The 13,017-nt window shown below is 64.5% G+C and carries 12 protein-coding genes; 8 read left to right on the plus strand and 4 right to left on the minus strand.

The genetic code is table 11. The features are described from left to right. The first annotated feature begins 107 nt into the window (after positions 1 to 107). The 4 genes from AC57BR_RS08085 to AC57BR_RS08100 are packed head-to-tail and all read left to right on the plus strand — an operon-like array spanning position 108 to position 3,436. The gene (locus AC57BR_RS08085; protein ID WP_496359626.1) at positions 108 to 992 is read left to right on the plus strand and encodes an aldo/keto reductase; all 885 of its coding nucleotides are present in this window, start codon (positions 108 to 110) and stop codon (positions 990 to 992) included. Between the two features lie 17 nt (positions 993 to 1,009). Then, a complete protein-coding gene (locus tag AC57BR_RS08090) occupies positions 1,010 to 2,038 on the plus strand; it encodes an aldo/keto reductase (protein ID WP_496359291.1) in 1,029 nt (342 codons plus the stop codon). A gap of 8 nt (positions 2,039 to 2,046) precedes the next feature. Then, positions 2,047 to 2,256 carry a nuclear transport factor 2 family protein gene (locus tag AC57BR_RS08095; RefSeq protein ID WP_496359628.1) on the plus strand — a complete coding sequence of 70 codons (210 nt, stop codon included), beginning with the start codon at positions 2,047 to 2,049 and terminating at the stop codon, positions 2,254 to 2,256. Further along, entirely contained in the window at positions 2,195 to 3,436 is a 1,242-nt protein-coding gene (locus AC57BR_RS08100; protein ID WP_496359293.1) for an NAD(P)/FAD-dependent oxidoreductase, read from the plus strand. Before AC57BR_RS08095 ends, AC57BR_RS08100 begins: the two co-directional genes overlap by 62 nt. An 84-nt stretch (positions 3,437 to 3,520) precedes the next feature. On the opposite strand, the gene AC57BR_RS08105 is transcribed toward AC57BR_RS08100, so the two are convergent. After that, positions 3,521 to 4,108, minus strand: a complete 588-nt coding sequence (locus AC57BR_RS08105) for a TMEM175 family protein (RefSeq protein ID WP_496359295.1) — start codon at positions 4,106 to 4,108, stop codon at positions 3,521 to 3,523. Positions 4,109 to 4,342: 234 nt separating this feature from the next. Here AC57BR_RS08105 and AC57BR_RS08110 point away from each other — a divergent pair, with 234 nt between their 5' ends. The 3 genes from AC57BR_RS08110 to AC57BR_RS08120 all read left to right on the plus strand — a co-directional run bounded on the left by AC57BR_RS08110 (position 4,343) and on the right by AC57BR_RS08120 (position 6,973). Then, positions 4,343 to 5,341, plus strand: a complete 999-nt coding sequence (locus AC57BR_RS08110) for an NADP-dependent oxidoreductase (protein ID WP_496359297.1) — start codon at positions 4,343 to 4,345, stop codon at positions 5,339 to 5,341. Positions 5,342 to 5,408: 67 nt separating this feature from the next. After that, entirely contained in the window at positions 5,409 to 6,275 is an 867-nt protein-coding gene (locus AC57BR_RS08115; protein ID WP_496359299.1) for an alpha/beta fold hydrolase, read from the plus strand. Between the two features lie 83 nt (positions 6,276 to 6,358). Continuing rightward, positions 6,359 to 6,973: a TetR/AcrR family transcriptional regulator gene (locus AC57BR_RS08120; RefSeq protein WP_496359301.1), complete on the plus strand. Its 615-nt coding sequence runs from the start codon at positions 6,359 to 6,361 to the stop codon at positions 6,971 to 6,973. A gap of 145 nt (positions 6,974 to 7,118) precedes the next feature. On the opposite strand, the gene AC57BR_RS08125 is transcribed toward AC57BR_RS08120, so the two are convergent. The 3 genes from AC57BR_RS08125 to AC57BR_RS08135 all read right to left on the minus strand — a co-directional run bounded on the left by AC57BR_RS08125 (position 7,119) and on the right by AC57BR_RS08135 (position 10,778). Then, positions 7,119 to 8,627, minus strand: a complete 1,509-nt coding sequence (locus AC57BR_RS08125; RefSeq protein ID WP_496359303.1) for an APC family permease — start codon at positions 8,625 to 8,627, stop codon at positions 7,119 to 7,121. A gap of 138 nt (positions 8,628 to 8,765) precedes the next feature. Beyond that, positions 8,766 to 10,262, minus strand: coding sequence for an aldehyde dehydrogenase family protein (locus tag AC57BR_RS08130; RefSeq protein WP_496359305.1), 1,497 nt, complete (start codon positions 10,260 to 10,262; stop codon positions 8,766 to 8,768). A 48-nt stretch (positions 10,263 to 10,310) separates the two neighbouring features. Next, positions 10,311 to 10,778 (minus strand): hypothetical protein, encoded by a 468-nt coding sequence (locus tag AC57BR_RS08135; protein ID WP_496359307.1) that lies wholly within the window; start codon positions 10,776 to 10,778, stop codon positions 10,311 to 10,313. 118 nt (positions 10,779 to 10,896) lie between these two features. On the opposite strand from AC57BR_RS08135, the gene AC57BR_RS08140 reads away from it, so the two are divergent. After that, the gene (locus AC57BR_RS08140; protein WP_496359309.1) at positions 10,897 to 12,921 is read left to right on the plus strand and encodes a primary-amine oxidase; all 2,025 of its coding nucleotides are present in this window, start codon (positions 10,897 to 10,899) and stop codon (positions 12,919 to 12,921) included. The last annotated feature ends 96 nt before the right edge of the window (positions 12,922 to 13,017 follow it).

The raw sequence follows: 13,017 nt of genomic DNA on the forward strand, positions 1-13,017 counted from the left end.
CATCTGTCCGGTGGAGCCTGCCCGCTGAACCGTCCAGTCGTTTCGAAAGGGGTACTGGCGTGCCCTCCCTTAATCCGATTCATCTGAATAGGTTGAAAGGCATGGACATGGAACTTACCCTCAACAACGGCGTCACGATGCCCGCCCTCGGCCTGGGCGTCTTCCAAAGCACACCGGAACAGACGACGGCGGCCGTCCAGGCCGCGCTTGCCGCCGGCTACCTGCACATCGACACCGCCGCTGCCTACGGCAACGAGCGGGAGGTCGGCGAAGGCATCCGGAAGTCCGGCGTCGACCGGCCCGACGTCTTCATTGAGACGAAGGTCTGGGTGAGCGACTACGGCTATGACGAGACACTTCACGCCTGGGAGAAGGCTGTCGGCAAGCTCGGCGTCGACTACCTGGACCTGCTCATCCTGCACCAGCCTGCCCCTGACCGGTTCGAGAAAACAATCGCCGCCTACAAGGCGCTGGAGACCCTGCTGGCCGAAGGGCGGGTGCGGGCGATCGGCGTCAGCAACTTCATGCCGCACCACCTCAAGCAGCTGCTCGCGGAGACGGACATCATCCCGGCAGTCAACCAGATCGAGCTGCACCCGTACTTCACCCAGCCGGACGTCCAAGCAATCGACGCCGAGCACGGCATCCTCACCCAGGCGTGGTCGCCGATCGGCGGCATCACCTTCTACCCGGGCTGGGGTGGCGAGGACCGCCGCAACGTCATGGAAGACCCGACAATCGCCACCATCGCACAGACGAACGGCAAAACCGCGGCGCAGGTCATGCTCCGCTGGCACCTGCAGCAGGGCCGCTCAGCCATCCCCAAGTCAACCAACCCAGCGCGGATCGCCGAGAACTTCGACGTGTTCGACTTCGAACTTTCGGCAGCCGAGCTCGCGGCCATCGATGCGCTCGAGACCGGCGTGCGCAACGGACCGGACCCCGACGAGGCGCGGCCGGAGCGCTTCGCCATGGTCATCCCCGAAGCCTAAGACACAAAGGAACCAGCATGGAATACCGTCCCCTTGGCCGCACCGGCGTGCAGGTCAGCCCCTTATGCCTGGGCGCGATGATGTTCGGCCCCTGGGGCAACAACGACACCGCCGACTCTATCCCCATCATCCACCGCGCCCTCGATGCGGGGATCAACTTCATCGACACCGCCGACGTCTACTCCGGTGGTGCATCCGAGGAGATCGTCGGACAGGCACTGGAAGGCCGGCGCGAGGACGTGTTCCTTGCTACGAAGTTCTTTATGCCCATGAACGAGGATGATCCCAACCAGCGCGGGGGGTCCCGCCGCTGGATCATGCGGGCAGTGGAGGACTCCCTCCACCGCCTGAACACCGACTACATCGACCTGTACCAAGTGCACCGGCCCAGCCCGGACACGGACGTGGAGGAGACCCTAGGGGCGCTCACAGACCTCGTCCGCCAGGGCAAGATACGGTACATCGGGTCCTCGTCGTACTCCGGGTCGCAGATCGTCGAAGCCCAGTGGGCCTCCCGTGAACGGAACCTGGAGCGGTTCGTCACCGAGCAGCCGCCCTACTCGATTCTCGTCCGCGGTATCGAGGAGGACATTCTCCCGACGGTGCAGCGTCACGGCATGGGCACCCTCACGTACAGCCCGCTCAGCGGCGGTTGGCTTTCCGGACGCTGGCGGAAAGACTCAGCCTCCGCCCCGAGCTCGTCCGCGCGTCCGAGCGCCCGGTTCGACATGACGAGCCCGGCCAACCAGCGCAAGCTCGACATCGTCGAAGAACTCGCCCAGCTCGCCGAACAGGCCGGAATGAGTCTTATCGAGCTGGCGATCGCGTTCGTGATCAACCACCCCGGCGTAACGGCAGCGATCGTCGGACCGCGCACCATGGAACAGCTGGAGTCCTACCTTCCCGCGGCCGATATCACTCTCTCCGCCGACGTGCTGGACCGCATCGACAAGCTCGTCGCACCCGGAGTGACCGTCAATCCTGACGACAACAGCTACGGCGCCCACGAACTTACGCCGCAGGCACGGCGACGGACACGACCGTGACCGCCGAGGTGATTGAAGCCCTCCATGAGGCCATGTGCGAGGCGATGGTGCCTGGGGACCTGGCGGAGTTGGACGCCCTCCTCGCCGAAGAATTCATGCTTACGCACATGACCGGCTGCACTGTTGCACCGTTGCCTGGCAGGGTATGTTGCACGAATGGACGATACATATCAGGTGGTCGTGGTCGGCGGCGGGTTTGCCGGCATGACAGCAGCTGAGCAGCTCGGGCGCAAAGGCATCCGGGTACTCCTTATCGACGCGAACAATTACCACCAGTTCCAGCCTCTCCTGTACCAGGTGGCTGCTTCGCAGATCGGGGTGTCCGCGGTGGCCAGGCCGCTGCGATCCGTGTTCCGCAGGACTAAAAGTGTCCGGGTCCTCACCGCGGAGGTGACAGCAATCGACTCCGCTACCCGCACCGTCACCACTGTCGACGGCTCCCGCTACCAGTCGAAGATCCTCGTCATTGCCGCAGGCGCGGTACCGAACTTCTTCGACACCCCCGGCGCCGAAGAATATGCCTACCCGCTGTACTCAGTGGCTGACGCCACCCGCCTGAGCACTGCCCTCACTACAGCCCTGGACCACGCAGACCGTGCGAAGGCCGGCCGCGCAGACGTGGTCGTGGTCGGCGGCGGCCCCACCGGCGTGGAGACGGCCGGCGCCCTCGCCGAGAACATCAAGTACCTGGTGCCCAAATACTTTTCGCCCGGACTGGCAGCCCGCTGCCAAGTCCATCTTGTGGATATGGTGCCGAACGTGCTCATGCCCTTCTCCGCCAAGTCGCAGGCTTACACCCGTGACCGGCTGATAAAACTCGGGGTCCAGCTGCACATGGGCCAGGGCGTTACCCAGGTCCGAGCCGATGGCGTGACGCTCGCGGACGGGACCACCATTCCCGCTCAAATTGTCGTGTGGGCCGGCGGCCTCAAAGCCGGAAAAATCATCTCCGAATCCGGCCTGCCGCAGGGGAAAGGCGGACGCATCGACGTGCTGCCAGACCTGACCGCGCCCGGAGCCGAAGGCGTCTACGTGCTGGGAGACTCCGCCAACATCACCGACGCCACCGGCGCCAAACTGCCCCAGCTCGGCTCCGTTGCCGAGCAGTCCGGGAAATGGGCCGCACGCAACATCCACGCTGACCTTACCGGCGGCACACGCCAGCCTTTCGCCTATTGGGATAAGGGTTACATGGCCATGGTCGGCCGTGGTGCAGCAGTCGCCGAACTGGGTCGCAAACGCATACAACTCCAAGGACCACTGGCGTTCCTCTCCTGGCTCGGGGTTCACCTCGCCTTGCTCCCAGGCACCCAACAGAAGGTCCGCGCACTCTCCTCCTGGCTCACTGGGTACGTCACGCACAGCCCGTCACAGGTTGTCGTCGGAAGGCCCGACTAGAAGCCATCACAAACAGGAAAAAGCAGAGTTCGCTCGTGGTCGCGATGTGGCGCACGCACTGCATCGGCTGACGGCTCAGACCGGTCAGTCCTGGTGCGCCCGGGTGACGAAGCGTTCTACGCGGCGGTCTGGAACCAACCAGATCAGGGCCACCAGAGTGTAGACCGCAATTCCCAGCAGCGGGTGCAGGATGCTCAGCGCAAGGCCGGCGAGGTATATCAGCGGCGAGGCCTTGCCCTTCCAGTCCTTGCCAACTGCCCGGGCGAGGGATCCGTCCCTGCCTTGCTGGCGGATGAGAGCCTGCTGCAGGATGAAGTAGGCGATGGCAGCGCAAAGCAGGTTGATTCCGTACACCAGCACCGGGACCTGCACGAAGCCGGACTCATCCATCCAGCGGGTGCTGAACGGGAAGAGCGAGAGCCAGAACAAGAGGTGCAGGTTGGCCCAGAGGATCGCGCCGTTGACCCGGTCAGCCAAGTGGATCATGTGATGGTGGTTATTCCAGTAGATCCCAACATAAACGAAGCTAAGCAGGTAGCTGAGGAAAGTCGGGAGGACATGTGCCAATCCATCCCAAGTGGGTTCGTGCGGCACGCGCAGTTCGAGCACCATGATGGTGATAACTATGGCCAGCACGGCATCGCTGAATGCCTCCAGGCGGTTCTTGTTCATAGCGTCCTCCATTCCGGAGCTTAGTAATCCGGGCGTCCGCGTCCAAGAGCCCGCGAGTGAAAAGTCCGCACCACGGAAGTTCACGATGAGGACGCGCAGTAGCAGGGCTCGTCCTCAAATGCGCCGCAGTGGCAGGCTCCCCCCGCTCCTCTGCCCCTTGACAATTTTTATGAGCGTACTCAAACTTGAGTATAGTCATTTTCGACTAAGAGTACGTTTCGCAGAAGGAGCGCCGTGAAGGCTTTCGTCGTCACCAGGTACAAGGAGCCGCTGAGCGAGGCGGACGTCGCTGAGCCCATCGTCGGCGAGCGTGATGTGCTCGTGCAGGTTCGAGCAGCAGGCCTCAACCAGTTGGATGAGAAGATCCGGCTGGGTGAGTTCAAGCAGATCCTTCCCTACAAGCTGCGGCTGATCCTCGGCAACGACGTCGCCGGCACCGTCATCGGGGTCGGCGCAAGTGTGCGCCGGTTCAAACCCGGAGACGAGGTTTACGCCCGCCCCGACAAGGACCGCATCGGCACGTTCGCCGAGCGCATCGCCGTCGCCGAATCCGATCTGGCACTTAAACCCGCATCGGCAACCATGGAGGAGGCTGGCTCCCTGCCGCTCGTGGCGCTTACGGCGTGGCAGGCCCTCGTCGAGAAGGGCAACGTACAGTCGGGGCAGAAAGTTCTCATTCACGCCGGCGCCGGCGGGGTCGGGTCGATCGCGATCCAACTCGCCAAGCACCTCGGCGCGACCGTTGCTACCACAGCGAGCGCCTCCAATGTCGACTTCGTGCGTAGCCTCGGCGCGGACACTGTGATCGACTACCGCACGCAGGACTTCGAGCAGCTCCTCGCCGGGTACGATCTGGTGCTCGACAGTCTCGGCGGGCACAACCTTGAGAAGTCGCTCCGCATTCTGAAGCCCGGCGGGAAGGTGATCGGGATCTCCGGGCCGCCGGACCCTGCGTTCGCGCGAGAGGTCGGCCTGAATCCTGTGCTGCGCCTGGCCGTCGCGGCACTCAGCAGCAGGATCCGACGGCAGGCGAAGAAACTCGGCGTCAATTACGAGTTTCTCTTCATGCGTGCCAGCGGCGACCAGTTGCGTGAGATCGCGACCCTCGTGGACGAGGGCGTGCTGCGTCCGGTCGTGGGGAAAGTTTTCGACTTCGCCCAGACCCCCCAAGCGCTGCAATCCCTGTCCGACGGCGGCATCCGCGGCAAAGCCGTCGTCACCCTCACCCCCTGACCGCCATCGGTATTTTGCCGCCAAGCCATCCAGGAGAACCGCCAAGCCAGCCAGGAGAACAATGAGCATGAGCAACACCAGCGGCCCGAAGGACTCTGTCACCACCTCGTACGCGAAAGCACCCACACGCACCGTCACCGCCGGTGGCGTCACCTACGCCTACCGCGAGTTGGGCCCCAAGGGCGGCATCCCGGTCTTCTTCTTCGTCCACCTCGCCGCGACCCTGGACAACTGGGACCCCCGCATCATCGACCCCATTGCCAAGCACCGCCGCGTTATCACCTTCAATCAGCGCGGCGTCGGCGCCTCCACAGGACAGGTTCCCGACAGCATCGAGGCCATGGCAGACGACGCCTACACCTTCATCAAAGCCCTCGGGTTCGACCAGATCGACGTCTTCGCCTTCTCGCTCGGCGGCATGATCGCACAGGACCTGGTCGCCAAGCACCCGGACCTCGTCCGCAAACTCGTCCTCGCCGGCACCGGCCCCGCCGGTGGCAAGGACATCGACAAGGTCGCCGGCACCACCTACTACGACATCCTCCGCGCCGCGCTGACCCGGTCCGACGCCAAGGAATTTCTGTTTTTCAACCGCAACGCCACCGGCAAGGCGGCCGCGAAAGCATTCATCAAGCGCCTCCAGGAGCGCACTGTCGACCTTGACGCCCCGATCAGCGTGAAGGCGTTCCAGACGCAGCTGAAGGCGATCAAGAAGTGGGGGCGCTCTGCGCCCGCCGACCTGTCGAAACTCACCCAGCCCACTCTGATCGCCAACGGCGACAACGACCGGATGGTGCCCTCAGTTCTCTCCGAGGATCTGAATGGCCGCATCACGGGATCCGAGCTGATCATCTACCCCGACTCCGGCCACGGCGGCATCTTCCAGTACCACGCCAGGTTCGCCCCCGCCGCCGTCGCGTTCCTCGCCCGCTAGACACACCGCGCGAATGACTCTGGGCATTGCCGGGAGCTTACACTCATAACTGAGTCCAGTCAGTTCATTCCGGAGGAACCCTCATGCCTGTCGCTTCCCAGCCGCCCGGTCGGCGCGAGCGGAACAAACAGCAGAAGCTCGACCGCATCACTGCCGCAGCCAGCGAGCTGTTCGCGGAGCACGGCGTCGAGGATGTGACGACGCAACAGATCGCCGATAGGGCCGACATCGGCACCGGGACCCTGTTCCTCTACGCCAAAACCAAGGGAGAGCTCCTCCTGCTCGTGCAGAACGCCCACTACAACGAAGCCCTTGAGCGGGGCCGGGCTGATGCTGAGGCCATTCCGGATGTGCTGGGTGCGGTGATGTCCATTGTGCGGCCGATCGTGGAATGCAACCGCATCCAGGTCGACAACGGGCGCACCTACCTGCGGGAGATGGTCTTCGGCGATCCGGCCGAGCCGCGCCACAGCGAGGCTCTCTCCATCGTCGCGCAGACCGAGGAGGCGATCGCTGCAGTTCTGGGCAGGGATGGGCTGGTTGGTCCGGTTGATGCCGCAACGACGGCACGCATTGTCACGGCGATCATGTTCCTCAGCATGGCAGCGAGTGTGAACGCCGCTTTGAGCATCGAGGCGATTGTGCGGGACATCCGGACCCAGCTCAGCCTGCTGATCCGCACTGACAGTTCAGGCTAGACCTTCGACGGGACCCTGCCGCCTGAGGTTCGCCGTGGGGCCCATGGCGAGGCCGGAGATATCTCTCACTGGCGGACGGTCGGCGGGCCGCCAACAAGTCCCATGAGAACCTAAGGTGACCCGCCGCCGTCGTACGCTCAAAAAGTCAGTCGTTGATCAGCTCAGCGGTAGCAGGCATGGGCGACACAGCGTCGCGGACCTTCTTGCCGCGGGCATAACCAACGAGTCCCAGGGCCAGGATGCAGCCGAGTGTGCCGAGCGCGAAGGCCTCGAAGGTGAACTGCGGGACGCCCCAGGTTGCCTCGAAGTCGTACTCCAGGCCGAAGATGACCTCGAGCGTTCCGGGGAAGATCGCCACCCACGAGCCGATCAGGATCCAGACGAAGCAAATGGCACCCAGAATGCGGAAACCGGTGTCCGAGACGGGGACCTTGAAGGGCCTATTGGCCAGGGGGTACTTGCTCCGCAGCCGGACTGCGGCTGGGATAGCAAAAAGGTAGCTGAGCAGGAACGTTGAGATGGCGACGGCCAGGACCACGCCGAACAGTGCGCTGCTGGTGCCGCTGAGCTGCATGGCCGCGAGCATGAACAGCGTTGCCACCACCCCGGAGAGCGTGTTGACCCGGATCGGCGTGCCCAGCCTGGGGTGGAAGCGGCCGAAGAAGCCTCCAAAGAATGAGCCGTCGGCGGCTGCCATGGCTTGCATGCGGTCGCTGATGATCATCCATGCTGCGCCCTGCGACACAAGGACGAAGCAGAAGATCACCGCTGAAATGGCCAGCATGGCCTCAGCGGCCGGGCCGAACACTGTGTAGACGGTGGCCACTGCGCCGAACAGCCCCCCAATGCCCGTGATCTGGTCGAGCGGCACCACAAGCAGGATGGCCAGGATCGGCAAAAGGTAGCTCGCCGCGGCGATCATGGAGGAGCGGGCCACCGAGATGGGAACATCCTTGGCCGGGTTCTTCATCTCCCCCGCGGCGCTATTGCCGGACTCGAAGCCAAGGAACGAGAAAAGCAGCAGCGGGGTGACGCCAAGGAAGCCGGCCAGGGTGGGTGAGAAGAAGCCGAGTTCGAGTCCGTTGAAACCGTGCTGCAGCCCATAGACCATGGTGACGATAATGAAGAAGGTCAGGAACGCGATCTTGAGGATCGCTCCGAGCGAGGGCAGCCATTTACCGTGTTTCAAACTGACGATGGCTGAGGTCACCGTGATCCAGATAAAGACCAGCTTGAAGATGTAGTCGCTGACGCTGCCGGCCTCCACATGGCCCACGTATTCGGACCATGTTTCCACTGCCACGAAAGCCATTGCGCCGCCCACCCAAACAGGTTGCGTTACCCAGGTGAAAAGCGACGTGATGGCGGCGACAACGCGGCCGAAGGCCATCTTGGTCCAGACGTACACGCCACCTTCTTCGGTGAACGCGCCGCCGGTTTCGGCGAAGATCAGGCCATAGGGGACCATGAACGTGACGGCCAGGATGAGGGTCCAGGTGAAGGTTTCCCCGCCAAACCCGGAGACCTGGCCCAGGACCTCCACCGAGATGACGGCCGCGACCACCAGCAACAGGATGTCGAAGCGGCCGAGGGATTTCTGCAGATGCTGGCTTTGCTCGTGGGCAAGGCGCGTTGAGGCTATTGGCTGATCCATGATCGGTCCTTTGCTACTGCTTAGGTTTGCTACTGCGCAAGAAGGGTGGGAAAGGGATGCTTGCAGCGTAGGCTTTGAATTGCATCACGTAAATTATGCAAAGACGATGCACATCATCGTTTCTTCAGATGCACTTTCTCAGCCGAACTGGATCCAGGTGGTCTTCGGCGCCGTGTAGTTATCGAAGGCGTGCAGGGACAGATCGCGGCCGAACCCGGACTGTTTGAAGCCCCCGAAAGGCGTGGTGTTGCCCAGGGCATCCACAGTGTTCACGGAGACTGTTCCAGCGAGCAACTCCCCCGCCACCCGGTGGGCCCGGGACAGGTTCGAGGTCCACAGGGACGCCGCCAATCCATAGTCTGTGTCGTTCGCCAACCGCACGGCCTCATCTTCCGTGTCGAAGGCGTGCAACACGGCCACGGGCCCGAAGATCTCCTCACGGTGGACATCATGCCCGGCCCCAAGGCCGCCCAACAGCGTGGGCTCCAGGTAGGCATCAGAGCCCCGGATCTCGCGCCGCTCACCACCGAAAAGCACCTCACCTTCGGTGCGGCCGCGCACGATCCAGCGTTCGACGTCGTCAGTGTGAGCGCTGCTGATCAGTGCGCCGTTGCCTCCCAAGCCAGCGAGGGGATCTTCCGGCCGGAAGGCCGCCGCGGCGTCGGCCAGCAACGCAGCGAACTCGTCATGGACATCCCGCTGGACGAGGATCCGGGAGTTGGCAGAGCAGACTTGCCCCTGGTTGTAGAAGGCGCCGAAGGCTGCCTTCGCTGCGGCCGTGGCAAGGTCGGCCGTGTCCGCAAAGACAATGTTGGAACTCTTGCCGCCGGCTTCGAGGCTGAGCCGCTTGAGATTGCTGCGGCCGGAGGCCTCCAGCAGGGTCCGCGAGACGGCGGTCGAACCGGTGAACGCCAGTGCGTCGACGTCCATGTGGTGCGCCAGCGCCGCCCCCACTTCCCGGCCCGTGCCGGTGACGATGTTCAGGACTCCGTCCGGCAGCCCGGCCTCAGCGGCCAGTTCGGCGAGGCGCAACACGCTCAGGGACGTCTGCTCTGCCGGCTTCAGCACCACCGTATTTCCGGCGGCGAGCGCCGGAGCCAGCTTCCAGACCGCGATTTCGAGCGGGAAGTTCCACGGCACAATGGCGGCCACCACGCCCAACGGCTCCCGCGTCACCAACGCCGTAGCCCCGGGCGGGACGGCAGGCAGTTCCCCGCTCTGCTTGTCCGCCGCCTCCGCGTACCAGCGCAGCGTGGAAATGGCACCAGGCACATCCACGGTGGTGGTTTGCAGGATTGGCCTCCCGCTGTCCAATGTCTCCAGAAGTGCCAGTTCGTCGGCATGCCGCTCCATCAGCGCGGCCAGTGCAAGCAGCAACCCCTTTCGCCCTTCGGCCCCCATGCGGGACCACGAAAGGAAGGCGCGCCGTGCAGCGGCCACCGCGCGATCGACGTCGGCGGGACCGCCCGCAGCCAACTCAGCGAGGACGCGGCCATCAACGGGGCTGGTGGTGGGCCGTGAATGTTGCCCGCCCGCCGTTGCGCGGCGGCCGTCAATGAAGGCCCTGCCGTCGATTGCCAGGGCGTTCGCCCGGCCGTGCCAGTCAAGGGAAAGGGTGGCGGACGTGCTGTTCATAGTGGCTCCTCGGGGTGGGGTTTTCGGGGACGGTTCAGTACGAGGTTGTTAATGTTCGACGGCGGCACGGACTGCGGTGCCGCCAGTTCCGGGCGGCATGCCCCGGGCCAGGCGGAGGGCCGCCGAAGCGCTCATGAGGCAAAGCAGTTCAACAGCGATGAGGGCCAGCATGGCCTGCCCATGGCCTGGCAATGATGCGGGGCTGCCGTTGCCGTGATGGCCCGCGGCGCCGGGAGCCGCCAGCAGGACCAGGTGGATGAGGATCATGGCGGCACTCATTGCCAACAGGTGCCCGGCAGCACGACAGGCACAGAGCCGCCCGCCCACCATCGGTGCGGCGCAGGCCAGGCAGGCGGCAGCCATGGCGGCCATCCACCAGGCCATGACACCCGCCGGACCACTGGCGGCTGCCACCACGTGGGCGGTAGCACTGCCCGCGGCGGCAGTGCCGACGATGCCCGCCGGAATGAGGGCACTCGGGAAGCGTCCAAGGCGAGGGCCGGTCGGCTGGTCCATGGTTCTCCTGGCTGCCGGCGTCTTGTGGGTCAGGACTTTACGCCGGGCTTGTGAGGTGGGTAACATCAAAGCGTTGGTTGAACAGTTGTACCATCAAAATCCGACTTCAGGAAGTGCCATGACCCTTCAGACCACCCCCTTGGCCACGCTGGCGCAGGCCGCGGCGCAGCACCCGCTTGAGCAGCTCTCGGCCGAGGAAATCCACGAGGCCCGCAGGATTTTGGCGACGGCCGGTCTCGTAGCCGAGTCCACCCGTTTCGCATACCTCGGCCTGATTGAACCGCCGAAGAATGCCCTCCAAGGAGACGCCATTGACGCCGTCCGCCTGGTCCGGGCCATGCTCTGGGACGCATCGCAGTCACGTTCCCTGGACGTACGCCTCTCCCTGACCGCGGGCGTCGTCCTTGATCAGCGCGAGCTGAACCCGGAAATCGACGGCCAACTGCCGGTTCTCCTGGAGGAATTCGGGATCATCGAGGACATCCTGGCCGGAGACCCGCAGTGGAATGCAGCCCTTGCAGCCCGGGCCCTGACCACGGCGCAGGTCCGCGTCGCTCCCCTGTCAGCAGGCGTCTTTGAGTACGGAAATGAGGAAGGCAAGCGGCTGCTACGGGGCTTGGGGTTCCGCCAGGACCACCCGGCAGACCACCCCTGGGCACACCCCATCGACGGCCTGGTGGCCTTCGTCGATGTGGAGAACCGGCGGGTCAACCACCTGATCGACGACGGTCCAGTCCCGGTCCCGGAGGTCAACGGCAATTACACGGACCCCGCGATCCACGGCGAGCTGCGCACGGACCTGCTGCCGATAGAAATCACACAGCCCGAAGGCCCCAGTTTCACGCTGGAAGGCAACCACCTTTCCTGGGCTGGCTGGGACCTCCGCGTAGGCTTCGACGCCCGCGAAGGGCTGGTGCTCCACCAACTCCACCACTCCCACAAGGGACGGAGGCGCCCGGTAATCCACCGCGCATCCATCTCCGAAATGGTGGTCCCGTATGGCGACCCCTCCCCGTACAGGAGCTGGCAGAACTACTTCGACTCCGGCGAATACCTCGTGGGCCGCGATGCGAATTCACTGAAGCTCGGCTGCGACTGCCTGGGCGAGATCACCTACATGTCCCCCGTGGTGGCCGACGACTTCGGCAACCCACGCACCATCGAGAACGGCATCTGCATCCACGAGGAAGACGCCGGAATCCTCTGGAAACACACGGATGGGTGGGCCGGCTCCAACGAGGTCCGCCGCAACCGCCGCCTGGTGGTCTCCTTCTTCACCACCGTGGGCAACTACGACTACGGCTTCTACTGGTACCTCTACCTGGATGGCACCATCGAGTTCGAGGCGAAGGCAACGGGCATCGTGTTCACGGCAGCGCTCCCGGACAAGGAGTACGCCTACGCGTCGGAGATCGCCCCGGGCCTTGCCGCTCCGTACCACCAGCACCTCTTCAGCGCCCGGCTGGACATGATGATCGACGGCGACGCGAACCGTGTTGAGGAACTGGACCTTGTGCGCCTGCCGAAGGGCCCGGGTAATCCGCACGGCAATGCCTTCACGCAGAAGCGCACCGTGCTGGTCCGCGAGTCTGTTGCTGTGCGCGACGCGGATGGCGCCAAGGGCCGGGTGTGGCACATCAGCAACCCGGACTCCCTGAACCACCTTGGCCACCCGGTGGGCTACACGCTCTACCCCGAAGGCAACCCCACTCTGGCCATGGCTGATGATTCCTCGATCGCGTCCCGGGCTGCATTCGCCCGGCACCACCTCTGGGTCACACGGCACGCGGAGGAGGAGCTGTACGCGGCAGGCGACTTTGTCAACCAACACCCGGGCGGCGCTGGGCTTCCCGCCTACGTGGCACGCGACCGCGACATCGACGGCCAGGACCTGGTGGTGTGGCACTCCTTTGGATTGACCCACTTCCCCCGTCCGGAGGACTGGCCCATCATGCCTGTGGACACCACCGGCTTCACCCTGAAGCCGCACGGCTTCTTCGACGAGAACCCGACACTGAACGTGCCGCCGTCAGCTGCCGGCCACTGCGGTACCGGAAACGACGGTGGGCATGCCGCCGGCGCAGGTGCCGCCGTCGGGCATTCCCGTCCTGACACCAGCGGACAAGGCCACTGCGGCCACTGAACCTGCGGGCACTGGCGCAGGTCCACTTCGCGGGGGCGCGCAGGCGCGTCCCCGCGGTGGTAGGGTGCTCACGGTCCCAGCCATGAACCCCCGCGA

It is taken from the genome of Arthrobacter sp. BGA-UO-ETr-C19 (assembly GCF_059568005.1).